The sequence below is a fragment of the Thermocatellispora tengchongensis genome (genome assembly GCF_014202315.1).
GTDB lineage: Bacteria > Actinomycetota > Actinomycetes > Streptosporangiales > Streptosporangiaceae > Thermocatellispora > Thermocatellispora tengchongensis.
On the sequence record NZ_JACHGN010000001.1, the window covers coordinates 262,738 to 284,858 of the forward strand.

21 protein-coding genes and 7 tRNA genes are annotated in these 22,121 nt (G+C 69.5%); 21 read left to right on the forward strand and 7 right to left on the reverse strand.

Features of this window, described 5'->3' with window-relative positions; all coding sequences use genetic code 11:
- Positions 1-4: 4 nt before the first annotated feature.
- Genes HNP84_RS01320 through HNP84_RS01330 form a run of 3 tightly spaced genes read right to left on the reverse strand, consistent with a single transcriptional unit; the run spans position 5 to position 3,695 of the window.
- The gene (locus tag HNP84_RS01320) at positions 5-838 is read right to left on the reverse strand and encodes a sugar ABC transporter permease (RefSeq protein WP_185047453.1); all 834 of its coding nucleotides are present in this window, start codon (positions 836-838) and stop codon (positions 5-7) included.
- Positions 838-2,430, reverse strand: coding sequence for an ABC transporter permease subunit (locus tag HNP84_RS01325; protein WP_185047454.1), 1,593 nt, complete (start codon positions 2,428-2,430; stop codon positions 838-840). The genes HNP84_RS01320 and HNP84_RS01325 overlap by 1 nt, the downstream gene beginning before the upstream one ends.
- A complete protein-coding gene (locus HNP84_RS01330) occupies positions 2,427-3,695 on the reverse strand; it encodes a sugar ABC transporter substrate-binding protein (protein ID WP_185047455.1) in 1,269 nt (422 codons plus the stop codon). Before HNP84_RS01330 ends, HNP84_RS01325 begins: the two co-directional genes overlap by 4 nt.
- Positions 3,696-3,859: 164 nt before the next feature.
- On the opposite strand from HNP84_RS01330, the gene HNP84_RS01335 reads away from it, so the two are divergent.
- The 8 genes from HNP84_RS01335 (at position 3,860) to HNP84_RS50920 (ending at position 12,077) form a co-directional block, all read left to right on the forward strand.
- Positions 3,860-4,879: a LacI family DNA-binding transcriptional regulator gene (locus HNP84_RS01335; protein ID WP_246517698.1), complete on the forward strand. Its 1,020-nt coding sequence runs from the start codon at positions 3,860-3,862 to the stop codon at positions 4,877-4,879.
- A gap of 119 nt (positions 4,880-4,998) precedes the next feature.
- Positions 4,999-6,243 (forward strand): ABC transporter substrate-binding protein, encoded by a 1,245-nt coding sequence (locus tag HNP84_RS01340; RefSeq protein ID WP_185047456.1) that lies wholly within the window; start codon positions 4,999-5,001, stop codon positions 6,241-6,243.
- Between the two features lie 11 nt (positions 6,244-6,254).
- Positions 6,255-7,145: a carbohydrate ABC transporter permease gene (locus tag HNP84_RS01345; RefSeq protein WP_185047457.1), complete on the forward strand. Its 891-nt coding sequence runs from the start codon at positions 6,255-6,257 to the stop codon at positions 7,143-7,145.
- Positions 7,136-7,948: a carbohydrate ABC transporter permease gene (locus tag HNP84_RS01350; RefSeq protein ID WP_185047458.1), complete on the forward strand. Its 813-nt coding sequence runs from the start codon at positions 7,136-7,138 to the stop codon at positions 7,946-7,948. Before HNP84_RS01345 ends, HNP84_RS01350 begins: the two co-directional genes overlap by 10 nt.
- Positions 7,949-7,955: 7 nt before the next feature.
- The gene (locus HNP84_RS01355; RefSeq protein WP_185047459.1) at positions 7,956-9,284 is read left to right on the forward strand and encodes a glycoside hydrolase family 13 protein; all 1,329 of its coding nucleotides are present in this window, start codon (positions 7,956-7,958) and stop codon (positions 9,282-9,284) included.
- Between the two features lie 7 nt (positions 9,285-9,291).
- The gene (locus HNP84_RS01360; protein WP_221335727.1) at positions 9,292-10,308 is read left to right on the forward strand and encodes a LacI family DNA-binding transcriptional regulator; all 1,017 of its coding nucleotides are present in this window, start codon (positions 9,292-9,294) and stop codon (positions 10,306-10,308) included.
- A 78-nt stretch (positions 10,309-10,386) separates the two neighbouring features.
- Positions 10,387-11,049 carry an alpha-amylase family glycosyl hydrolase gene (locus tag HNP84_RS50915; protein ID WP_221335728.1) on the forward strand — a complete coding sequence of 221 codons (663 nt, stop codon included), beginning with the start codon at positions 10,387-10,389 and terminating at the stop codon, positions 11,047-11,049.
- Positions 10,989-12,077: a CBM20 domain-containing protein gene (locus HNP84_RS50920; protein WP_221335729.1), complete on the forward strand. Its 1,089-nt coding sequence runs from the start codon at positions 10,989-10,991 to the stop codon at positions 12,075-12,077. The genes HNP84_RS50915 and HNP84_RS50920 overlap by 61 nt, the downstream gene beginning before the upstream one ends.
- Positions 12,078-12,212: 135 nt before the next feature.
- Here the strand turns inward: HNP84_RS50920 and HNP84_RS01370 are convergent, their stop codons facing one another.
- The gene (locus HNP84_RS01370) at positions 12,213-12,608 is read right to left on the reverse strand and encodes a winged helix-turn-helix transcriptional regulator (protein WP_221335730.1); all 396 of its coding nucleotides are present in this window, start codon (positions 12,606-12,608) and stop codon (positions 12,213-12,215) included.
- A gap of 148 nt (positions 12,609-12,756) precedes the next feature.
- On the opposite strand from HNP84_RS01370, the gene HNP84_RS01375 reads away from it, so the two are divergent.
- From HNP84_RS01375 to HNP84_RS01385, 3 genes are all read left to right on the forward strand, one after another.
- Positions 12,757-13,590 (forward strand): enoyl-CoA hydratase/isomerase family protein, encoded by an 834-nt coding sequence (locus HNP84_RS01375; RefSeq protein WP_185047461.1) that lies wholly within the window; start codon positions 12,757-12,759, stop codon positions 13,588-13,590.
- A 163-nt stretch (positions 13,591-13,753) separates the two neighbouring features.
- Positions 13,754-14,143 (forward strand): AQJ64_40280 family protein, encoded by a 390-nt coding sequence (locus HNP84_RS01380; RefSeq protein WP_221335731.1) that lies wholly within the window; start codon positions 13,754-13,756, stop codon positions 14,141-14,143.
- A gap of 513 nt (positions 14,144-14,656) precedes the next feature.
- Positions 14,657-15,739, forward strand: a complete 1,083-nt coding sequence (locus HNP84_RS01385) for a lipocalin-like domain-containing protein (protein WP_185047462.1) — start codon at positions 14,657-14,659, stop codon at positions 15,737-15,739.
- 91 nt (positions 15,740-15,830) lie between these two features.
- On the opposite strand, the gene HNP84_RS01390 is transcribed toward HNP84_RS01385, so the two are convergent.
- On the reverse strand, positions 15,831-16,244 hold the full coding sequence (locus HNP84_RS01390; protein WP_185047463.1) for a MarR family winged helix-turn-helix transcriptional regulator: 414 nt from the start codon (positions 16,242-16,244) through the stop codon (positions 15,831-15,833).
- A gap of 165 nt (positions 16,245-16,409) precedes the next feature.
- Between HNP84_RS01390 and HNP84_RS01395 the strand changes: the two genes are divergently transcribed.
- From HNP84_RS01395 to HNP84_RS01435, 9 genes are all read left to right on the forward strand, one after another.
- Positions 16,410-16,898 carry an NUDIX hydrolase gene (locus HNP84_RS01395; RefSeq protein WP_185047464.1) on the forward strand — a complete coding sequence of 163 codons (489 nt, stop codon included), beginning with the start codon at positions 16,410-16,412 and terminating at the stop codon, positions 16,896-16,898.
- A gap of 134 nt (positions 16,899-17,032) precedes the next feature.
- Positions 17,033-17,704 carry a Crp/Fnr family transcriptional regulator gene (locus HNP84_RS01400; protein WP_185047465.1) on the forward strand — a complete coding sequence of 224 codons (672 nt, stop codon included), beginning with the start codon at positions 17,033-17,035 and terminating at the stop codon, positions 17,702-17,704.
- A 314-nt stretch (positions 17,705-18,018) separates the two neighbouring features.
- Positions 18,019-18,091 (forward strand) — tRNA-Trp (locus tag HNP84_RS01405).
- 75 nt (positions 18,092-18,166) lie between these two features.
- A tRNA-Met gene (locus HNP84_RS01410) sits at positions 18,167-18,240 on the forward strand.
- Between the two features lie 89 nt (positions 18,241-18,329).
- Positions 18,330-18,406 (forward strand) — tRNA-Pro (locus tag HNP84_RS01415).
- Between the two features lie 11 nt (positions 18,407-18,417).
- Positions 18,418-18,491: transfer RNA gene (locus HNP84_RS01420), tRNA-Gly, on the forward strand.
- 113 nt (positions 18,492-18,604) lie between these two features.
- Positions 18,605-18,676: transfer RNA gene (locus HNP84_RS01425), tRNA-Pro, on the forward strand.
- Between the two features lie 91 nt (positions 18,677-18,767).
- A tRNA-Gln gene (locus tag HNP84_RS01430) sits at positions 18,768-18,840 on the forward strand.
- Positions 18,841-18,855: 15 nt separating this feature from the next.
- Positions 18,856-18,930: transfer RNA gene (locus HNP84_RS01435), tRNA-Ile, on the forward strand.
- 61 nt (positions 18,931-18,991) lie between these two features.
- Here the strand turns inward: HNP84_RS01435 and HNP84_RS01440 are convergent.
- Positions 18,992-20,608, reverse strand: a complete 1,617-nt coding sequence (locus HNP84_RS01440; RefSeq protein ID WP_185047466.1) for an ADP-ribosyltransferase domain-containing protein — start codon at positions 20,606-20,608, stop codon at positions 18,992-18,994.
- Positions 20,609-20,775: 167 nt separating this feature from the next.
- On the opposite strand from HNP84_RS01440, the gene HNP84_RS01445 reads away from it, so the two are divergent.
- Positions 20,776-21,453: a macro domain-containing protein gene (locus tag HNP84_RS01445; RefSeq protein ID WP_185047467.1), complete on the forward strand. Its 678-nt coding sequence runs from the start codon at positions 20,776-20,778 to the stop codon at positions 21,451-21,453.
- Between the two features lie 151 nt (positions 21,454-21,604).
- Here the strand turns inward: HNP84_RS01445 and HNP84_RS01450 are convergent, their stop codons facing one another.
- The gene (locus HNP84_RS01450; RefSeq protein WP_185047468.1) at positions 21,605-22,117 is read right to left on the reverse strand and encodes a Pycsar system effector family protein; all 513 of its coding nucleotides are present in this window, start codon (positions 22,115-22,117) and stop codon (positions 21,605-21,607) included.
- Positions 22,118-22,121 lie beyond the last annotated feature (4 nt).

A 22,121-nucleotide genomic window follows, 5' to 3' on the forward strand; every position in this document is an offset into this window, starting at 1 on the left:
TGAGTCATCCTTTCACTGCGCCCGCGGTGAGCCCGTGGACGATGTATCGCTGCAGGAACTGGAAGACCGCGACCGTCGGTATCGCGGTGAGCAGGGTGCCGACGGCGAACATGCCGAAATTCGCGTTACGCTGGTCGGCCAGCAGGCCGAACAGGCCCACCGCCAGGGTGCGCGCGTCGTCTCCGGTCAGGAAGACGCTCGCGATGAGGAACTCGTTGATGGTGGCGATGAACACCAGCAGGCCGCTGATCGCCAGCACCGGGGCCGCCAGGGGCAGCACCACCCGGCGGAACGCCTGGGTGTGGCTGCACCCGTCGATGAGCATGGCGTCGTCCAGCTCTCTCGGGATCGAGTCGAAGAAGCCCTTGATGAGCCAGGTGTTCACGCCGACCTGTCCCCCGATGTAGAGCAGGACGACGCCCCAGACGCTGTTGAGCCCGAACTCCGGCCAGTTGTCGCTGATCGTGCTGAAGATCACGTAAAGCGGGACGATGGCCAGGAACTGCGGGAACGCCTGGATGACGAGGAGACTCGCCAGCCCCGCCCGCCGTCCGGCGAAGCGGAACCTGCTGAAGGCGTAGGCCGCCAGCGCCGCGACCGCGACCGACAGCACGGCGGTCAGCGCGGAGACGACCACCGAGTTCCGGTACCACGTCCAGAAGGGCGTGGTGGTGAACAGCTTCACGGCGTTGCCGAGCCCGGCGCCGCGCGGGACGAGGGTGGCCGAGTTCAGGGTCCCGATCGGGTCGAGCGCGGCGGAGAGCACGAACACGATGGGCAGCACGGCGAACGCCGTGACGGCGATCGCGGCGGCATGCCGCACGACCATGCCGCGCATCAGCTCACCTCCTTGAAGGCCCTGGTGCGGCGGAACCCGATGATCGAGATCACGGCGACGATCAGGTAGACGTAGATGGAGATCGCCGAGGCCAGGCCGTACTGCGCGCCCTGCTCGCCGAAGGCGAGCCGGAACGTGTAGGTGATGAGGAGGTCGGTCGCCCCGACCGTCGGGTTGTCCGATGGGAAAGGCCCGCCGGCGGTCACCAGGAAGACGCCGTTGAAGTTGTTGAAGTTGAAGGCGAAGGACGAGACGAGCAGCGGTGCCAGCGCGAGCAGCAGCAACGGCAGGGTGACCACGCGGAACCGCTGCCACGCGGTCGCGCCGTCCACCTGCGCCGCCTCCAGATACTCGGCCGGGATCGTCTGCAGCGCGCCCGTGGCCACCAGGAACATGTACGGGAAGCCCAGCCACACTTGCACCAGCAGCACCGAGACCCGCGCGGTGAGCGGCGTGCCGAGCCAGTCCACGTCCACGCCGAGCATCCGGTTGACCAGGCCGAAGTCGGTGTTGAACATGTCGCGCCAGACGAGCAGCATCGCGAAGGCCGGCATGGCGTAGGGCAGCACGACCAGCGTCCGGTAGATCCGTACGCCGCGCATGCGCGGGTGGTGCAGCACGAGGGCCGCGGCCACCCCGAGCGCGGCCGTCAGCCCGACCACCGCGATGGCGTAGCAGAGGTTCCAGACGAACACGCCGAGGAAGTGCGTGTTGATCTTCGGGTTGGTGAGCGCGGCGGTCAGGTTGGCCCACCCGACGCCGACCTTCCAGCCCTGGGCCAGCGAGGTGCCGTCCGGGGCGGTGAACCTGCCCCGCTCGTCGTCGGCCCGCCAGGTCGTGGTGCCGTCGCTCACGCAGTCGCAGCCCACGTCGTAGCCGAGCGTCGCCCTGCCCTCGTACGCCCGGGTCAGGCCCTGGGCGCGGATTGCCCCGCCGTCCACCGGCACGGCGAAGGAGCTGACCTCCTCACCGCGTGCGGCGGCCTGGGCCGGGGTCAGGACCGTGTATCCCTCCGCCGCCGTGACGCGTCCTCCGGCGCCGAAGGACGCGCCCCTGATCTCGCGCAGCCCGTCCTCGGTCCCCGCGTACGCCCTGCGCCGGGCGGGGTCGGCCAGCAGGAAGACGAGCGAGCCGTCCGTCTCGGCCACCGTCAGCCGGTACTCGGCCGAGCCGGGCTCCCGGCGTACGGAGGACGCCTCGATCGCGGCGATCGCCTCCTGCTTGGTGCCGAGGTGACCGTCGCCGATGTTCGTGAGCGCCAGCGACATCGTGTACAGGACGGGGAACACCTGGAACGCGACCAGCAGCAGCGTGGCGGGCAGCAGGTACTTGGCGGGCAGCCGCCGCGGTGACATGTAGACGTAGACGGCCAGCGCGGTCACCCCTGCGACGATGCCGACGCCGATCCACTGGCGGGCCGACACCAGCGGCGCGGCGGCCCACAACGCCACTCCGATGATCAGACCGAGGGCGAGCACCCGGCCCAGCGTCGCCGCGGTGGAGCCGGGCCCGGGGAACCGGTCCCGGCCGGCGCCCTCACGGGACGGAACGGCGCGGCGGGGCCGGCTCCGGGGGCCGTGCGTCACGGTCATTCCGTCTGCCCGAGCTGTTCGGCGATGGCCTTGCCGGCCGCCTTGACGGCCGGTTCGACCGGGTCGCCCTTGACGATGGAGTGGATCAGGGCGTTGAACGGCTGCCACACCGCGACCATCTGCGGGATCGCGGGCAGCGGGACGCCGTCCCTGGCGGCGGCCTCGAACTTGGCGACATCGGGGTCTTTCGCGGCGGCGTACTCCAGGGCGGTCTTGAGCGCGGGCATGCGCGGCTCCGCGTCGAACAGGGCCTTGGCGACGTCGGCGGAGGCGAGGGTGTTGGTCACGAACTCCTGCGCCAGGGCCTTGTTCCTGCCCTTGCTGGCCACGAAGAACGCCTGGACGCCCACGAAGCCGCGGGCCGGGTCGCCGTCCTTGAACGCCGGCACCGGCGTGACGTCGTACTTCACGCCCGCCGTACGGACCTCGGTGAGCCGCCAGGGCCCGGCCACCAGGAACGCGGTCTTGCCCTGGACGAACATGGCGGCGGAGTTGTCGGAGGTGAACGAGCGCTTCAGCGCGCCGGCGCCCTTCTCGCCGAGTGCGGCGATCTTCTTGAACGCGGCGATCGAGGCGGGGGTGCCCACGCCGAGGTCGGCGGGGTCGGGGTCGCCGTTGGGCTTGGTCCCGAACAGGTGGGCGCCACCGGAGGTGTACAGCGGGTACATGTGGTAGGTGTCGCCCGACTGGCCGTTCTGCTGGCTGATCGGGTAGCCCACGATCTGCTCGACCTCGCCCTTCTCCTTCAGCTCGCGCCCGGTGGCGATGAGTTCGTCGAAGGTCGCGGGCGCGTCGGGGACGAGGTCGGTGTTGCGGTACAGCGCCAGGTTCTCCACCGCGTACGGCACGCCGTAGACCTGTCCGTCGTACGTCACCGCCTTGCGGGCCACGTCCACGTAGCCCGACTGCTGGTCCTCGGTCATGTGGATCGGCTCGATGAGCCCGTTCTGGACCAGGTTGCCGATCCAGTCGTGCGCACCGACGAGGACGTCAGGGCCCTTGCCCGCCTGCGACGCGGTGACGAAGGTCTGCTGCTGGCCCTGCGCGACCACGACGATCTCGGCCTTGACGCCGTTCTCCTCGGCGAACGCCTCGGCGAAGGGCTTGAGGGTCTCCGACCGTTTCTGATCGGCCCAGATGGTCAACGTGGCCGACGCCGCCGACTGCTCGCCCGCTGACGCGTCTCCCGGTTTCCTGTCCGCCGCGGTGCCACCGCAGGCGGTCAGCGACAGGCAGGCGGCCAGCACGACAAATGATCTGCGCATGCATTGCTCCAGGTGAGACAGGCCGAGGCCCGAGAAAAGGGGGGTAACCGCACGGCGTGGCCCGAAGTTAACAGCCGGTCTCCCCGCCTGGAAGACGTTGCAGAAAATTGCGGATATGTTTCAAGATGCCTTGCGGCGTTCCAACGAACTGATCGGAAACAGCGATGATGGCGGCACGACTTGAGCAGATCGCCAGGCAGGCGGGAGTGAGCAAGGCCACGGTCTCACGGGTGCTCAACGAGCGCCCGGGTGTGAGCGCACGGACCCGCATGGCGGTCATGGCCGCGCTCGAATCGCTCGGCTACGAACGGCCCAGCACCTTGCGCCCGCGCAGCTTCGGGCTCGTCGGCCTCATCGTCCCGGAACTGCAGAACCCGATCTTCCCCCTCTACGCCGAGGTCATCGAGACCAACCTCGCCAGGCACGGGTTCACGACCATGCTCGGCACGCTGACACCGGAGGGCTCCGGGGAGGACGAGTACGTCGGCATGCTGCTCGACCGCAAGGTGTCCGGGATCGTCTTCGTCTCCGGCCTGCACGCCGACACCCGCATCGACCGCTCCCGGTACGACGACCTCGAACGCCAGGGGGTGCCGTTCGTCCTGGTCAACGGGCAGGTGCCCGGTCTTCGCGCGCCCTCCCTGTCGTGCGACGACGCCCTCGCCGGGCGGCTGGCCGTGCAGCACCTGATCCGGCTGGGACACCGGCGCATCGGTTTCCTCAGCGGCCCGGACCGCTACTCCACCGTCCAGCGCCGGCTGGCCGGTTTCCGCCTCACGATGCGCCAGCTCGCCGGGCCCGGCACCGGCGAGCTGATCGAGCTGGCGTCCTTCGACATCCCGGGCGGCCAGTCCGCCGCGACACGCCTGCTGGAACGGGGTGCGACGGCACTGGTGTGCGGCAGCGACCTGATGGCACTCGGCGCGATCCGGGCGGCCCGCCGCCAGGGCCTGCGCGTCCCCGAGGACGTCTCGGTCGTGGGCGCGGACGACTCGCTGCTGATGCCCTTCACCGACCCCGCTCTGACGACGGTGCGCCAGCCGGTGCTCGCCATCGGCGCCGCCGCCGCGCGGGCGCTGGCCGAGCTGGTCAAGGGACGGGCGAACCACGGCGGTGAGCGGCTCTTCGATCCGGAGTTGGTCATCCGCGCCTCCACCGGTCCCTGCCCTCCAGGTCTCGGGTAGGGCCGCGCGGGCGGGGCGGAGGCCGCGAACGATCAGGCTCGGGGGGCTTGACGCTGCCGAGGTAAACGGTCTATTAACACGAGTTAGAAACACGTTTCCCACCCCCGACGGAGCCCACGATGCGGCTGCTACGTCTTACCGCCCTGCTGGCGTCCGCTCTGCTGACGGCCACAGCCTGCGGACCCTCGTCCGAATCGCCCACCGCCGCCGGCGAGCTGACCGTGTGGCACTACTGGGACGGCGCCAACGCGCAGACCTTCCAAGCCCTCGCCCAGCGCTACGAGCAGCAACATCCCGGCGTCAAGCTCAAGCTCGTCAACGTCCCGAGCGCGGAAATGCTGACCAAGTTGCAGACCGGGGCGGCCAGTCGGACCCTGCCCGACCTGGCGATCGGCGACCTGGTGTGGGTGCCGCGGCTGGCCGCCACCGGCCACCTGGTCGATCTCAAGCCACTCGTTCCGGACAGGATCTGGTCGGACATCTTCCCGGAGATGCTGAAGTTCGGGGCGTCCGGAGACAAGCGACTGTCGGTGCCGGTGTCGGCCAACACCCTGGCCATGCTGTACAACACCGACCTGTTCACGCAGGCGGGGCTGGACCCGAAGGCGCCACCGGCGACCTGGGAGGAGCTCAGGCGAGCCGCCAAGACCATCCTCGACAAGACCGGTAAGCCGGGCTTTGAGCTGTTCACCCAGCCGGGTGACAGCGGCGAGGGCCTGACCTGGAACTTCCAGGTGAGCCTGTGGCAGGCGGGCGGGGAGTTCCTGACCCCGGACAACACCAGGGCCGCCTTCAACTCCGAGGCCGGGCGCAAGGCCCTGAGGTTCTGGACCGACCTGGTCGAGGACGGATCCAGCCCGCTGGGGCCGTGGGGCGCGTTCGAGAAGGGGGCGGCCGCCGCGGCGCAGGAGGGCTCCTGGATGGTGGGGATCTGGAAGGACCAGCCGCCCTTCCCCTTCGCCGCAGCGGCGATCCCCCATCCGGAGGGCGGCCGGCCCGCCACCAACATGGGCGGCGAGCAGGCGGTGGTCTTCGACACCGCCAAGGACGCCAAGGCCGCCGCCGCCTTCCTGGCCTGGTTCTCCGATCAGAACCTGGAGTGGAGCAAGACGACCGGGTTCCTGCCCACCCGCAGGTCGGTCGCGGAGAGCCAGGACTATCTGGCCTCGATCGACCCGCTGAGCAAGCCGTTCGTGGCAGCGCTGCCGACCGCGCGGGCCCGGCCCGCCAGCCCGGTCTACCCCAAGGTGTCGCTGGCCTTCGCCAAGCAGGTCGAGCAGGCGTTGCACGGCAAGAAGAGCGTGGAGGCGGCGCTGGCCGACGCCGAACGCGAGGTCAACGCGATCCTGGCGGCCGGCCAGTGATCACGACGCAGGTGGCCGGCGCGTCTGCCCTCAGGCGCGCCGTCCCGGCCAGGCGCCGCAGGCGCGGCGACACCTGGACCGCGGCGCTGTGCCTGGCCCCGGCGCTGGCGGTGATCGGCGCCTTCGTGATCTACCCGATCGTCGCCACCGGACGGCTCAGCCTCACCTCGTGGAACGGCGCCACTCCGGAGCTGCCCTTCGTCGGCCTGGCCAACTACGCCGAGATGGCCGCCGACCCGGAGTTCCGCAACTCGCTGGTGGTCACGATCCTGTACGGCCTCGGCGTCACGGTCCTGGGGGTCGTCTCCGGACTGGGGCTCGCCGTGCTGCTCAACGCCCCGATCCGAGGGCTCGCCCTGTACCGCGGGATCTTCTTCCTGCCCGTGGTCACCTCCTCCATCGCCGTCGCCACGGTGTGGAAGTACCTGTTCGAACCCGATGGGCCGTTCTCGGCCGGTCTCAACTGGCTCGGCGATCCGTCGCTGGCGCTGGTGTCGCTGACGCTGCTGACGGCCTGGAAGCAGTTGGGGCTCAACGTGGTGCTCTACCTGACCGCGCTGCAGGCGATCCCGGCCCACCTGTACGAGGCGGCCGCGCTCGACGGCGCGACCCGCTGGCGGCGGCTGCGGCACATCACGATCCCGCTGCTCGCGCCGATGACGTTCTTCGTGATCCTGGAAGGACTGATCGCGACGTTCCAGGGATTCGACCTGGTGTACGCGCTCACCCAGGGCGGCCCGCTGGGCGGCACCGAGGTGCTGGGCTTCCTGGTGTACCGGACGGCGTTCGCCTCGGGAGAGTTCGGCTACGCCGCCACCATCGCCTACGCCGGTTTCGCCCTGGTGCTGGGACTGAGCTGGATGAACTGGCGGCTGCAGGGAGGCGGTGCGCGATGGTCGTGACCCCGCGGCGTCCGGACCCGCGGCACCTCGTCCTGGGCGCCGCCTCGCTGGTGACGGTGGCGCCGTTCGCCTGGATGGTGGCGACCTCGCTGAAGAGCCTCCCGAACGTGCAGCACATGTGGCCGCTGGAGTTCGAATGGGGCAACTACCCGGAGGCGCTGTCGGCCGCGCCGTTCGCCCGCTACTACCTCAACACCGCCGTGATGACGCTGGGTATCGTCGCAGGTCACCTGATCCTGGACACCCTGGCCGCCTACGCCTTCGCCCGGCTGCGGTTCCCGCTGCGCAACACGATCTTCGCGGTGCTGGTGGCGACCATGCTGGTGCCGACCTTCCTGACCATGCTGCCCGCCTTCGACCTGGTGGTGCGGATGGGCTGGTACGACTCCTGGGCGGCGTTGATCGTGCCCCGGCTGGCGGACGTGTTCGGCATCGTGGTCCTGCGCACCTACATGCAGACGCTGCCCCGGGAGCTGGACGAGGCGGCCCTGGTCGACGGCGCGGGACGGATGCGCATCCTGTGGCACGTCGTCGTCCCGCTGTGCCGTCCCGCACTGGCGACGGTGGCGGTGTTCAGCTTCCTGTTCGGCTGGAACGACTTCCTGTGGCCGTTGCTGGTCACCGCCGACGACGCCACCCGGACCGTCCAGCTCGGCCTGTCGGTCTTCACCAGCAAGTACGGCCCCTATCCCCACCTGTTGATGGCAGGCACGGTCGTGGCGGCCGTACCGGCGATCGTGATCTTCCTGTTCCTGCAGAAGGCTCTCGTCCGCGGGCTCGCGGGCACCGGATCGAAGGAGTGACCCGCCCATGGGACCTGATTGGGTACGTGACGCCGTCTTCTACCAGATCTTCCCCGACCGGTTCGCCACCAGCGGCCGGGCGACGTACGTGGAACCGTGGGGCACTCCCCCGACCCGCGAGACGTTCTGCGGCGGCGACCTGGACGGGATCGCCTCGCGTCTGGACCACCTGCGCGATCTCGGCGTCACCGCGCTCTACCTCACGCCGATCTTCATGGCGCGCACCAACCACCGATACGACACGACCGACTATTTCCGCATCGATCCGGTGCTGGGGGACGAGGAGATCTTCGCCCGCCTGGTGGAGTCCGCGCACGCGCACGGCATCAAGGTGGTTCTGGACGCCGTCTTCCACCACTGCGGCGACGGGCACCCCGCCTTCCAGGACGTCCTGCGCAACGGGCCGGCCTCGCGGTATGTGAACTGGTTCTCCTTCCAGCAGTTCGAACCCGAGCCCGCCTACCTGACCTGCAGCGGCTGCCACTACCTGCCGAAGCTGAACGTGACCAACCCCGAGGTGCGCGACCACCTGTTCGCGGCGGCCGAGAAGTGGACCCGGATGGGGATCGACGGCTGGCGGCTGGACGTGCCGTACATGATGGACAACCTGCCGTTCTGGCGGCAGTTCCGCCGGCTCGTCAAGGGCATCTCACCCGACCTCTACATCGTGGCGGAGGTGTGGGAGGCGGCCACGGACTGGACGCGCGGCGACACCTCCGACGGGGCCATGAACTACCGGTTGCGCGACGCCATCCTCGGCTTCGTCACCGACCACCGGCTCGGCGGCGAGTGGCTGGCCACCGAACTCGACACGATCACCGGCGAGATCGGCGCCGAGGCCAAGGGCCTGATGCTGAACCTGCTGGGCAGCCACGACACCGAACGCGTGCTCACCCGATGCGGCGGTGAGCCCCACGCGGCCAGGTTCGCCTTCTCCCTGCTGATGGCCGCCGAGGGCGCGCCGATGGTCTACTACGGCGACGAGATCGGCCTGCGCGGCTTCAACGACCCCGACTGCCGCCGCTGCATGACCTGGGATCGCGCCGAATGGGACCAGGAGACGCTCGCCTGGCTGAAGACCCTGATCCGCCTGCGGCGCGATCACGTGGCGCTGCGCCGCGGGGTCGAAAGCACCGTACAGGCCGGGGAGAATGTCATCGTCCGGGCCCGCACGCACCCGGACGAGACGGTGCTCGTGCTCGCCAACCGGGGCAACGCCGTCGAACAACTCGCCGTGGGGGCGGGCACCGGACGCGACCTGATCAGCGGTGAGCAGGTCAAGCTGAGGGCGGTAGCCGTACGACCGTGGGAGGTACGTTTTGTCCGGCCCGACTGAGTCGCGGGTGACGAGCAAGGACGTCGCGGCGGCGGCCGGGGTGTCGCGCTCGGCGGTCTCCTTCGCCTTCAACGACCCCGCCAAGATCGCCGACTCCACGCGGCAGCGGATCCTGGCGGTGGCCAAAGAGCTCGGCTACACCCCCAATCCGGTGGCGCGCATGCTGCAACAGGGGCGCACCCGCTCGCTCGGGGTGCTGCTGCCCCAGGACCTGCCGCAGATCATGGAGAACCCGTACTACTCGCAGTTCTTCGTCGGCCTCGGCCAGGTCTGTCACCGCGAAGGGCTCACGCTGCTGCTGACCCCGCCACTGCGCAACTCCATGCTCAAGGCGATCCCGTACGCCGCCGTGGACGGGTTCGTGGTCTGCGGGCTGGAGGTGGACCGCGGTGAGGTCGCCGAACTGCGGCGGCGCGGCATCCCCTTCGTCCTCGTCGATTCCGACCCGCCCGAGGGCGTGCCCTCTGTGGACGTCGACGATCAGGCCGGCGCCCGGGAGGTGGTCCAGCACCTGCTCGACCTCGGCCACCGTCGCATCGCGGTGATCTCCTTCGACCCCGGTCCCGACAAGGAGGCGTACGGCTACCGAGGCCCCCTCGCGCGGCGCATGGCCGGCATCCGCGAGGCCCTGGCCGGCGCCGGCCTGGCCATGGACGACCTGCCCCTGATCGAGGTGCCCTGCACCCGCGAGGACGGTTACCACGCCGCCAAGAACCTCATGCTCCTGGACGAGCCGCCCACCGCCCTGGTCACCCTCTCCGACATCCTCGCCGTCGGCGCCATCGACGCCATGCACGATCTCGGCATCGACATCCCCGGCCAGATCTCGATCACCGGCTTCGACGACCAGCCGGAGGCCGCCTGGGTCCGCCCCCGGCTCACCACGGTCCGCCAGCCCATCATCGCCAAAGGCCGCGTCGCGGGTGACTTCCTCATCTCCGCCATCCGCGGCGAAACCCAGCATCCCCACCAGGTCCTGCACACCGTCCTGATCATCCGCGAGTCCACCGGCCCGATCCGCTAACCCACCCGAGCCCGATTCCCGGCCCGCGGCGCCGCCACGGGCCGATCCCGCCATGCCCACGAACGGGAGGAACCACTGATGAAACGGTTGTTATCCGCCCTGCTGCTGCTCATCCCCCTGCTCGCGTTCACCCCGCCGGCGCGGGCCGTGACCTCACCCGGGCCGCTGGCCGAAGGCGACGTCATCTACCACGTCGTCGTCGATCGCTTCCACAACGGCGACACCAGCAACGACGACACCGGCAACGGCGAATACGACCCCGACGACCTGGGGTTCTACCACGGCGGCGACTGGGCGGGACTCACCGCCAAGCTGGACTACATCAAGAACCTGGGCGTCACCGCGATATGGATCTCACCGGTGTCGGAGCAGGAACCTCTCAGCCGTGACCAGGGTGAGGCCGGCTACCACGGCTACTTCACCAAGAACTTCGCCACTCCGAACACCCACTTCGGCTCCACGGCCGAGCTTCAGACGCTCATCGACACGGCGCACGCCAAGGGCCTGAAGATGATCCTGGACGTGGTGCCCAACCACACCACCGACTATCTGGCGGGCACCTCCACCGTCTACAACCCGCCCTCCTACAAGCCCGCCCCGCCGCTGGACAACGCGAACTATTTCCACCACATCGGCGACTGCGACTTCGACGGCTCCATGACCCAGGCCCAGTTGGAGCTGTGCGACCTGGGCGGCCTGGACGCGCCAGCGACAACTTCCAGCGCCTGCGCAGCGCGCTGACCTTCATGCTCACCGCCCGCGGCATCCCGGTCATCTACTACGGCACCGAGCAGGCCGACGACGGCAACTTCAACCCGTGGGAAGAGCCGATCGCCAACAAGGACAACCGCAAGGACATGACGTCCTTCGACGAGAACCACACCATCTACAAGCACATCAAGCGCCTCACCGAGCTGAAGAAGGCCTACGCGCCGCTGCGCACCGGCACCCAGCGCGAGATGTGGAAGGACACCAGCGTCTACGCCTTCTCCAGGATCTCCGGCACCCAGGAGACCATCACGGCCGCGACCAACAGTTGGACCGCCCAGACCCGGACCATCCCGCTGCGCGCCGAGAGCCCCATAGCGGTGGGCACCGTGCTGACCAACCTCATGAACACCGGCGACACCGTGACCGTCCAGGCCGGCGGCGTCACCGGCAAGCAGATCACCGTCACCCTCGGCGAGCACGAGGCCAAGGTGTACGCCCCCGGCGCCCCGGTCTCCGCCTACACCCCGCCCGCCCGCACCATCACCAAGATCCGCGTCCACTACAACACCGGCGCCGACCACAACATCACCATCCGCGGTGACGGCTCGCCCTTCCGCTGGGACCGCGGCCGGGCGGCCCGCAACGTGGCGCCCGATGTGTGGGAGTACGAGTTCGAGCGCATCCCCGCCGGGCAGACCTTCCAGTTCAAGCCGCTCATCGACGACACCCACCACTCCACCGGAGGCAACTACACCGGCGTGGGCGGCCAGACCATCGACATCTACCCGGCCTTCCCCACCCTGACCACCATCCGGGTGCACAAGGACGTGGGTTACGGCAACAAGGTCACCATTCGCGGCTCGGCCGCCCCACTGTCCTGGACCGCCGGGCAGGACTGCGCCAACAGGGCCTCCGACCTGTGGGTGTGCACCGTCGCCGGCATCCCGTCCGGCACGTCCTTCCAGTACAAGCCGCTGATCAACGACACCACCTGGTCCCAGGGGGGCGACTACACCACCACCGGCGGCTCCACCGTGGACATCACCCCCACCTTCTGAACCCCACCTTCTGAACAGGGGTGTGCGGCCCTCGCCGCACACCCCGGGCGCGTCCCACCGCTCATCAGGGGCCGGCGGGGGAGTCACCCAAGATGAAAACGTGGCCCGCCGTGCCGGATCACGGCCGACAAGCGCTCAACCGTCACCGGGCGGGCGGGCAGTTGCGGAGCGCGCGTCGTAGGCCCGCTGCCGGGCCACGATGTCGTCGGCGTGCTCGACCGCCCAGGTGTAGAGGTGCGAGAACGGCTCGCGCAGCGACTCGCCGAGTGGCGTCAGAGAGTACTCCACCCCTACGGGCGAGGTCGGCAGGACACGGCGTTCGATCATGCCGTTGCGTTCCAGGCGGCGCAGGGTCTGGGTGAGCACGCGCTGGGTGACTCCCTCAAGCCGGCGCTTGATCTCGTTGAAGCGTTTCGGCTCGGCCAGCACCGCCATCGTCATCATCGACCACTTGTCCGCGATCTGGTCGAGGATCGGACGGGTCGGGCAGTCGGCGCGGAAGACCCACTCCGGCTCGGTGGTCTTGGTCACGCCAGGTATCCTCCGTGATTCCTGAGATGCTCAAAGTGCGTTATTGACGCCCATCGGCGGTCACCCAACCATAGGTATACATCAGATACCTAGCGGCGCGGCGGCCACTGTGGCATTGCCGTCGCCGCCTCCGAACGGAGTTCCCGGCGTGACTCAGCCCACCTTTTCGACCCTGCACGTGACGCGTGACCGCGGTGTCGTCACGGTCGTCATCGACAACCCGCCCGTGAACGTTCTCAGCCTGGCGATGATGGCCGACCTGATGACGCTGCTGACCACGTTGCGGGAGGACGAGACGGCCAAGGTCGTCGTGTTCGAGAGCGCCGACCCGGAGTTCTTCATCGCCCACGTCGACATGACGCTCGTGGACGACGAGGAGGCCGCCGCCGACCCGACCGCCGGGGCGCCGGCTGGGCTCAACGTCTTCCAGGCACTCGGCGAGGCCCTGCGCACCCAGCCCCAAGTGACGATCGTCAAGCTGGCCGGGATGGCCCGTGGCGGAGGGGCCGAGTTCGTCGCGGCGGCCGACATGAGTTTCGCGGCGATCGGCCGGGCCGGGCTCGGCCAGATGGAGGTGCTGGGCGGCATCGTGCCCGGTGGCGGCGGCACGCAGTATCTGCTGGACCGGGCCGGCCGCAACCGCGCTCTGGAGATCGTCCTCGGCGCGGATCTGTTCGACGCGCAGACGGCCGAACGCTACGGCTGGGTCAATCGCGCACTGCCGGCCGACGAGATCGACGCGTTCGTCGACCGGCTCGCCCGTAACATCGCGGACCTGCCGGACGGCACGATCGCGGCCGTCAAGAGCGCCCTGCCGCCGCAGGACATGGCCGCCGGGATGCTGCGCGAGCACGAGGCGTGGGCGAGCCAGTTCGCCCGGCCCGCCGCGGAGAAGCTGCTGCGCGGCGCGCTCGCGGCCGGCGCCCAGACCCGCGACGGCGAGCGGCGCCTGGAGCAACTGCTGCGCTCGGTCGCCCTCTGAGAAACCTCGGCCGACCGGCGGTCTGGTCAGCGCCGTGGCGCAGGAAGGTCCGCCCGAGGGTCGTGCCGGGAGGCGTCCAGGGCTCCACGTTCCGCTCGTGGAGCGGACGGGACAAGGGCAGGAATGCGAATATGGCCATACCTGACAAAAGATCGGAACGGGGATGGGCATGCGCGCGGAAGTGGAATGGGTGGACTCGCGGGAGAGGCTGCCGGAGGACGGAACGACCGTGGCCGCCGCGATCACGGGCCGTTTCGCGGCCGGCGCGGACGAGGAGGATCCGATCGCCGGGAAGGAATTCTGGCTGGTGATGCCGATGTCCTTCGTGACCCGTCACTTCGATGAGGACGGGCGTGAGTACAACGACTGCTTCGTCGACTTTGACGGTTACGTCCGCCCGCCCTACGGCCGGGATGGTGACGACCCGCAGATCTGCGACGACCCGATCACCCACTGGGCCGAACTGCCCACTCTGCCGGGCACCACCGCCCACTACCTGGTCGGCGAGGAGGCGAAGGCCGCCCGCGACAGGGCCTTGGGTGAGGGGACCTGACGGCGATCACGTCGATCACGTCGATCACGGCGATCACGTCGATCACGGCGATCACGTCGATCACGGCGATCACGGCGATCACGGCGATCACGGCGCGCTCGCGATCCCATGAGCCACGCCGGCGTGGCATCGCCACCCGCTACTGCACGACCGTTCGTTCTCATCAAGCCGCCGTCACCCTGGCCGCTCCACTGATGCGGCTGTGACACGTTGACGACAGGCCCAGCCGGCCCCCGCTCCCGACTCGGATCGCAGGAGCGGGGGCGCTTCAGCGTTCGCGCCCGGCCTCTGTGGCGTCGCCTTCCTGACCGCCTGGTCACCCCGTGAGTGAGGCGGGCCCACACTGCGCTTGACATGGTTTGCAATACCAACCAATATGAAGTTGTTGGCATTACGAATCAATGCCCGGCCAGAGGTGACTCCGCGACGATAGTGATCATCTGCGGGCTTTGCCGGTCGGCGCCGGTGGGTGAGCGACGGTCTCGTCCACCCCTGATACAAGGAGGAATCCTCATGCCCGCAATCGGGACCAAGCGCCGAGCGGCAGCCCTGGTCACCGCGGCAGGGGTATTGGCGTTCGGTACGTTCGTCGGCTCTTCGGCCCAGGCGACCGTCCCGTCCGCGACACCGACCGCCCGCTCCGCCACGTCCGGGATCCCGGCCCTGGTCGATGCCGCGGCCGACCTGGGACGGCACGCGGCCGGGCCCCAGCAGACCTGGTTCGACTCGATCTACTTCACCAGCTCGGTGAAGGCGAACGGTCAGGAGTTCGGTATTCAGGTCCACACGCGGATCCTCCCGAACAGGGACGAGGCCGCGTACCGCTGGACGCTCTCGGTGATCAACAAGACCACCGGGTGGTACAAGGACTACGCGGCGATGGTCGAGCCGAAGGACTATCGGTGGAGCGAGGGCAAGCTCGACATCAAGGCGCCGGGGCTGAGCTGGACGGGTGACTCCGTCCGCCAGTCGGTGCAGGTCCAGACGCCGTGGGGATCTCTCGACGTCCAGCTCGTGCCCACCGGCCCGGCCATGAACTACGCCTCGACCGGCGTTTTCAACCTGGCCGACGGCGTGCCGAACTACGAGTTCGCGCTCCCGGAGATGCGGACGTCCGGAACGCTCGTCGTCGATGGCGAGAAGCACACGATCAGGGGCACCTCCTGGCTGGACAGGCAATGGGGCGAGATGCCGACGTCGCTGACCCGGTGGACGTGGATGAACCTCAGCATGCCCAACGGCGACAAGGTCGCCATCTGGGACACGATCGGCGCCAAGTCCAAGGACAGTTGGGCGACGGTCCTCCATCCGGACGGCTCCTACGACGTGGTGGACGTCGAGCCGCTCGCGCAGGGCGCCTCCCGGCAGTGGACCAGTCCGGCCACCGGCCAGACGTACCCCACCCGTTGGCGCATCCGGATTCCCGCCCTGCAGTCCGAGCTCGACGTGCGGGTCACCGGAAATCCGGACCAGGAGATCGAGACTCCCGACGGAAGCGGCTACCTGGAGGCCACAGCGGCTTTCACCGGCAAGTACAACGGCAAGCAGGTCCGTGGCGAGAACTACGTCGAGATGACCGGCGAGTGGAACTCCTGATCACCGGCGAAGCCGTCCTCGCCTGACGCGGTCCGGCATCGCCCCGGGATCGACCACTGATCCCGGGGCGAACCATTGGGAGAGGACGGCCTCAGTCGGGGGAGGGCAGGACAGCGCGCAGGAGCTGGACGAGCTGGTCGCGGTCCTGCGGGTCGAGCCGGTTCGTCACCGGCGCCAGTGCGCGCCGGACCTCGTCGTACACCTGCTCCGCCAGTTCCAGGCCGGCCTGGGTGAGGAACACATCGACGACGCGGCGGTCGTGGGGGTCTTTGCCCCTGGCCACCAGCCCTCGGCGTTCGGCCCGGTCGATGAGGCCGGACAGGGTTGATTTGTCCAGACCGAGGAACGCGGCGAGCTCCGTCATACGCGGGCGGCGGTCGCGGAGGATGCCGAGGACCCGCAGTTGGGTGAGTGAGAGGTCGCGCTCGGCTCCGATGCGGGTGAGCACGCCCACCACCTGGAAGGTGCTGCGGACGAGAGCATCCACAAGGGCGTCGGAAGTCATGCGCCAACGTTACTCGTCATGCTTTGTACTACAAACCACGGGTGAGCATGGCCGGCTCGCCCAGCAGTCCGCGCCCACGGCCACGTGTGCTCGAACCTGTGTACGACTCCTGTGGAAACTGTGGATAACTCCGCCGCGGCCCGGCGCGACCGGTAGGACGGATCCATGGATGACACCCTTGCCACCGACGAGGAGGGCAACGCCCTGACGGCGTTCCACCCTCTCGCCGAGGATTCCCCCTTCGACTTCGACGGTGCCCCGCTGACGGTCGCGCTGGTCGCGGTATGGCACGAGGAGCGGCTTCTGCTCGGCTTCAACCGGTCGCGCCGCTACTGGGAGCTGCCGGGCGGCATGATCGACCCCGGGGAGACGCCGCGCCACACGGCCGTCCGCGAGCTGTACGAGGAGACGGGCCTGCGCATCGAGGACCCCTCCTTCGCCGGCTACGCGCGTTTCGTCCTGGCGCCCGACCGGCGCGCGGAGTACGCCGCGATCTACATCGCCCACCTGACCGGGCCTCCGGACGCGGCCCCCGGCGTCGTCCCCAATGACGAGATCAGCGCGATCATCTGGTGGGACGGCGTGCGGCCCCTGGCTGGCCGGGTCCAGATGCTCGACGTGCTGTTGGCCCGCCTGGCCAGAGCCGCTCATTGAGGCGGTGAGAGCCGAGCCGACTTGCGGGACCGACGGACGGATCAGCCCCGGCCATGAGATTACTGAACTGGATCGGTGTCGGAGTTTGTCGGAGTTCCGGAGGCGAGATCATGACATGGCCGACGGGGACCTTCATGGCAGCCCTTGACCAGCGCGCCCGGGACGAGTTCCTCGCCTTGGGCGAGCCGCGCAGGCACGAGTCGGGCGAGGTGCTCATCCACCAGCACGACCTCCGGTGCGACCGCGTCTACCTGCTGCGCTCGGCTCGTACGGGCGCCTCGGCATGCGCGAAGGTCACCGCGAACCTCGACAACGGGATGGAGATCCTGCTCGGCGTACGGGTGCACGGTGACCTCATCGGCGAGATGGGCGTGCTGCGCGGGGCGCCCCGCTCGGCCACGGTCACCGTGTGCTCGCCGAGCCTGGCGTATCGGATCCCGGCCTCGGCCTTCCTCGCTTTCCTCGACCGCAACCCGCGCGTCGGGGTCGCGCTCGCCGGGATGATCGCGGAACGGTTGCAGTGGGCCAACCAGCGCCGCCTCGACTTCGCGGCCTTTGACGTCCAGGCACGGCTGGCGCGGGTGATCGGCGAACTCGCCCGGAGGCACGGCGTCGCGGTCCCCGATGGCACCGACCTCGGCGTCACCCTGTCCCAGCAGGAGCTGGGCCTGCTGGTGGGAGCCCGCGACGCGGCCGTCGGCAAGGCCATGCGCGCCCTCCGCGAAGGCGGCGCCCTCCGCACCCGCTACCGCCGGATCATCATCACCGATCCGGTCCGCCTGGAAGCGGCCCAGAGGGCCACCTGACGCACACCCTGCCGATCCGGCCCGGCGCGCCGGCCTCCCCGAAAGGGGGGATAAATACGTTGCCCGAGCGTTCGCAATCCCCTTACATTGGGTGCAAGCTCGCACGAGGAAATACGGAAGGAGGCGGGCGTGGAAAGCGGACGAATGCAGCGCAGTCAGCCTGCCTGGCCCGTTCCGATGCGTATTCCGGGCGTCCCGGCTCCCATTGGCGCCGAGGCCGGGTCGCGTTTCCAGGCTGCCGGATAGGCCGCACCGCCTTTCCAGCAGCCGTCTCGGGCGCCGCCCGAGGCGGCTTTTCCGTTCGGCACCGTGAAACGGGCGTAGCTCAATCGGCAGAGCACCGGCCTCCAAAGCCGCGACGCGCGGGTTCGAATCCTGCCGCCCGTGCCCGCCCGCCGTCGCGCCGACGGACAGGGGCAGGAGCCCTCGGGGTTTGAGAACTGAACAGCGGAGTACATCGAGCGCGGAGTAGCTCAGCCGGACAGAGCGCCTCCCTCATAAGGAGGAGGTCGCCGGTTCGATCCCGGCCTCCGCGACCGAGCCCGTGTCGCCGATGGACAGGCACCCGGCACCCATGGAATCACGAATCCGGCGGTGCAGGTTCTGATCCCGGCACGGGTACGCGCGGGATGTGGCGCAGCTTGGCAGCGCGCTGCCTTCGGGTGGCAGAGGCCGCCGGTTCGAATCCGGCCATCCCGACCACGCGCGAGCGTGCCGCACAGGCCGAAGTGGTTCAAGGCGCCAGGCTTCCACCCTGGAGGAGCGGGTTCGACTCCCGCGTGCGGCTCCGGCCCCCACGGCGAGGGGCCCATGCCCTGGTCTGCACCGGTGGGAATGGCGCCCCCCGGGTGGACGCGGGGAATCGCCTGGGCCGGTCCACGCCAACCGGCCAGGCGGAAACGGGACGTGGCGCAGGGGTAGCGCGCCTGCTCGGGGAGCAGGAGGCCGCACGTTCGAATCGTGCCGTTCCGACGAATGACAGAGGGAATGACAGACGAATGACATGCGAATGACATGCGAGCGCGAGAAACAAAGGACCCGGCGGCCTTTCTCGCGCCGTCCGTGCCGGATGGTCCAAATGGCAGGACGCCGCGTTCTGGGCGCGGAAGGTGGGAGTTCGAATCTCTCTCCGGCAGCCTGCCGCCGGAAAACCTGCTCAGGTCCTCGTGGTGGGGGACACCCGTCTGATAAGCGGGAGATGCCAGGTTCGACTCCTGGGAGCAGGACCGAAGGAACAGGACGCCGCCGGTGGGGCGGCCCCGGTTCGGGCGAAGGTGCATGCGCTGCTCAGGCCACCAGGTGCTGCTCGGCCAGTTCGGCCAGCTTCACGGTGCACAGGCCGCCGCGCTCGGTCTTCACGTCCACCACCTTGAGTTGTGTGCCCGGGGCGAGGATGAACTCCTCCTCGCCGGTGAAGGCGGAGAAGCTGCGGATGCCGACGGCACGCTCGGGAAGCACCTCGAAGAGGGTCCGCCGGCCGCGGCGGCCCAGGAACGCCTGGGCCACGCTGAGCTTGGAGGTGCAGGAGGAGACGCCCCACCACGTGACGGTCCGGCCGAGCGGGTACTGCGCGCGCAGGTCCAGCGATACGCCGCGCCACAGGGGCTCCTTGCGGACCGGCAGGCGGGACACGGCCGAGAACAGCAGGCGCAGGTACGGGAGGTAGGGCACGACTCGGGTGCGGTCCGGGTTGCGGAGGGTGGCGTTGATCTGCCGGTAGAACGCCGACTCGCAGGTGTAGAGGTAGAGGGCCGCGATCTCGTGGGGCGACAGGCCGCCGTCCGCGCCGGGCGACTGCTTCTCGGCGAACTGGTACGACTGCTGCACGTGCCAGTCGAGGCCCGGCAGGAGTTCGGCCACCGGGGCGACGGCCTCGCGGAAGTCCATGACCGGGGTGTCGAACACGCCGCTGATCGCCGGCAGCTCCAGTCCCTCGTCCTTGACGCTGGCGAGTCGTTCCAGGTAGAGCTGGTGCAGCTCCATCGTGGAGGCGATGAAGGCTCCCATGCGGTCGGCGGTGTCCGCGTCGGGGCCGCCGGATTGCCCGGGGACCTTGTTCCAGCCCTTGCTGGGCAGCCAGTCGATCTCGTCGGCGCCGAGCGCCTGGAGAGCCGCGTTCACGTCGGCGAAGTGGTGCCCGTCGCAGAAGATGTCGCCCTGCGCCGCGGGGTTGGCGTGGTCGATGTGCCGGACGTCCACGTCGGGGTACTTCTTCTGCAGCCGCAGGACGACCTGCTTCAGGCTGCGGGCGTGCACCCCCCACCACGCGAACACCACGCCCCGGTCCTGCTCGTCGGCGTTCTGCTTGGCCGCCAGGATCTCCTCGACGAGCTTCTCGACGACCGGCCGCCAGAAGGCGGTGTGCTGGTCGGTGGCCATCGCCCCGTCGGCGCTGGCGGTGAGCGCCGCGTTCAGCAGCAACACGCCCTGGGTGAGCATCGCCTGGAACCACTCCGGCGGCTGTACGGTGTCGTGCTCCTTCAGCAGGGCGCGGATGTCGGCGATCGGCGTCTTCTTGGGGATCCCGTGCTTCCACATCGCCGCCGCCTTGATGATGCAGCGGATGCTGATGACCCTGCCGAACTGGCTGTCGGCCCAGTCGTGGAAGGTGTTGTCGAACATGGCGATGCCGGTGGCGCTCTCGGCCCGCGGGTACGGGTTCTGGCCGAAGACGACGACCTTCCACTTGTGCGGCGGGTTGGGCTTGAGCGCCTGGAAGGTCAGCTCCCGGACCGGTACGACCTGCGGGCTGCGGCCCGGACCGATGAACGTGGCCGCGGCCGGTTGCGCCTCGATGACCGGCTTCAGGAGGGGCAGCCACGGCTCGCCGCCGCCCGTGAACAGTTCGGCCAGCGCCAGCGGGTCGTTCGGGTCGGGCGAGGTGGGGACGTCGGCGTCGCTCATCGTGGGGGCTCCCGGATCGGCGGGGCGTGCCGGGGACGGCACGAGGGATGGCAGTGGGGGCATTGTGCCGGGTGAAGATCCCGGATGCGAAACAAGATCTGTTTGTCGGTGCCGCACGGTACGTTCGTGCGTGCCGGAACCGCCCCTGCTCTCCTCAGGAGTGAGCCATGACCGTCAAGCACGTGAAGCCGCTGCTCAAGGTGGTGTTGGTGGACGTCAACCCGAGAGTGGTGCAGGAGTGGGGGGCGGCCTTCGCCGACACCCCCGAGGTGGAGATCCACAAAGGCTCGATCCTCACCCAGCACGTCGATGCCTGGGTCAGCCCGACCAACTCCCGCGGGCGGATGGACGGCGGGGTCGACGCGGTCATCAAGCGGCACCTCGGTGCGGGGATCCAACTGCGCGTCCAGCGGGCGATCCGCGACGAGTTCGGCGGGTCGCTGCCGGTGGGCAGCGCCGTGTGCGTACCGTCGGGCGCGACCAACCCGCGATTCCTGATCTCGACCCCCACCATGGTGCAGTCGGCGCAGAACGTGAGCGAGACGCTGAACGTGGCCCTGGCGTGCGCCGCCGCCTTCCAGGCCATCCACGTGCAGAACGAGAGGAAGCCGGGCAGCATCGAGTCGGTGGCGCTGGTCGGCATGGGCGCCGCCACGGGCAAGGTGCCGCCGCGGGTGTGCGCCAACCTGATGTGGACCGGCTACACCCTGTTCAACGACTACTACTTCCGCGACTACGACGACCTGCGGGCGACGATCTACGCCCAGCTCGACGACATCGACAGCCGCCCGGAGGAGGAGCGGGTGCGGATCCAGCCACCCGCCGCCCCGTCCCGCGGCAGATGAGGCCGGCGCGACCCGATCCCGCCCGTTGGCGGCTCAGCGGGCAGGTGGTCGCCGCGCGCCTGCCCGCGCCACCGCTGCGGATGCGGGTGCGCCGCGGCCGCGCGTCATGGCGACCGGCGGTGTCGCCGCGGCGCGGCTCGGCGGAGCCGGTCTAGATCGGCGCCGCGTTCAGGGTGGTCCACAGGACCGCCGAGACCAGGGCCAGGCCCGTCCAGGGGATGGCCCGCGCCACGTGGGCGTGTTTGCGTTGGGCGATCCCCGCGAGGAGGCGGGCCAGGGACCACGCCTCGGCGACCCTGTCGGCGGGGGTGCCGCCGGTGACCTGGCGTACGCCGGTGATGCCGTACCGGCTGGGGCGGTCCGGGGAGCGCAGTTCCGGGCGGATCGCCCGCAGCAGGTGGTAGCCGGAGATCAGGACGCCGAGCACGAAGAGCCCGAGCAGACCAAGACCGACGCCGGCGACGACCGGCCCCGCCTCGGCGAGCCCGCCCGCGCCCGCCTGCGACGCCACTGTGGCCACGGCGCCCGCGTGCACGACTACCAGCACATTCACCTTTCCCTCGGCGTGCTGAACATAGTTCTGGAAATTCGCCACCGCGGCGGCGGCCTCCGCGACATCCTCGCGGGTCACGTCCGGCTCCGCGTGGCCCTTCGTTGACCTCATTCGC

What these genes read in the sequence shown, in the direction of transcription:
- HNP84_RS01320 (WP_185047453.1), bottom strand. Translation starts at nt 838, where the DNA reads ATGCGCGGCATGGTCGTGCGGCATGCCGCCGCGATCGCCGTCACGGCG.
- HNP84_RS01325 (WP_185047454.1), bottom strand. Translation starts at nt 2,430, where the DNA reads ATGACCGTGACGCACGGCCCCCGGAGCCGGCCCCGCCGCGCCGTTCCG.
- HNP84_RS01330 (WP_185047455.1), bottom strand. Translation starts at nt 3,695, where the DNA reads ATGCGCAGATCATTTGTCGTGCTGGCCGCCTGCCTGTCGCTGACCGCC.
- HNP84_RS01335 (WP_246517698.1), top strand. Translation starts at nt 3,860, where the DNA reads ATGATGGCGGCACGACTTGAGCAGATCGCCAGGCAGGCGGGAGTGAGC.
- HNP84_RS01340 (WP_185047456.1), top strand. Translation starts at nt 4,999, where the DNA reads ATGCGGCTGCTACGTCTTACCGCCCTGCTGGCGTCCGCTCTGCTGACG.
- HNP84_RS01350 (WP_185047458.1), top strand. Translation starts at nt 7,136, where the DNA reads ATGGTCGTGACCCCGCGGCGTCCGGACCCGCGGCACCTCGTCCTGGGC.
- HNP84_RS01355 (WP_185047459.1), top strand. Translation starts at nt 7,956, where the DNA reads ATGGGACCTGATTGGGTACGTGACGCCGTCTTCTACCAGATCTTCCCC.
- HNP84_RS50915 (WP_221335728.1), top strand. Translation starts at nt 10,387, where the DNA reads ATGAAACGGTTGTTATCCGCCCTGCTGCTGCTCATCCCCCTGCTCGCG.
- HNP84_RS01380 (WP_221335731.1), top strand. Translation starts at nt 13,754, where the DNA reads ATGGGCATGCGCGCGGAAGTGGAATGGGTGGACTCGCGGGAGAGGCTG.
- HNP84_RS01385 (WP_185047462.1), top strand. Translation starts at nt 14,657, where the DNA reads ATGCCCGCAATCGGGACCAAGCGCCGAGCGGCAGCCCTGGTCACCGCG.
- HNP84_RS01390 (WP_185047463.1), bottom strand. Translation starts at nt 16,244, where the DNA reads ATGACTTCCGACGCCCTTGTGGATGCTCTCGTCCGCAGCACCTTCCAG.
- HNP84_RS01395 (WP_185047464.1), top strand. Translation starts at nt 16,410, where the DNA reads ATGGATGACACCCTTGCCACCGACGAGGAGGGCAACGCCCTGACGGCG.
- HNP84_RS01400 (WP_185047465.1), top strand. Translation starts at nt 17,033, where the DNA reads ATGGCAGCCCTTGACCAGCGCGCCCGGGACGAGTTCCTCGCCTTGGGC.
- HNP84_RS01440 (WP_185047466.1), bottom strand. Translation starts at nt 20,608, where the DNA reads ATGAGCGACGCCGACGTCCCCACCTCGCCCGACCCGAACGACCCGCTG.
- HNP84_RS01445 (WP_185047467.1), top strand. Translation starts at nt 20,776, where the DNA reads ATGACCGTCAAGCACGTGAAGCCGCTGCTCAAGGTGGTGTTGGTGGAC.
- HNP84_RS01450 (WP_185047468.1), bottom strand. Translation starts at nt 22,117, where the DNA reads ATGAGGTCAACGAAGGGCCACGCGGAGCCGGACGTGACCCGCGAGGAT.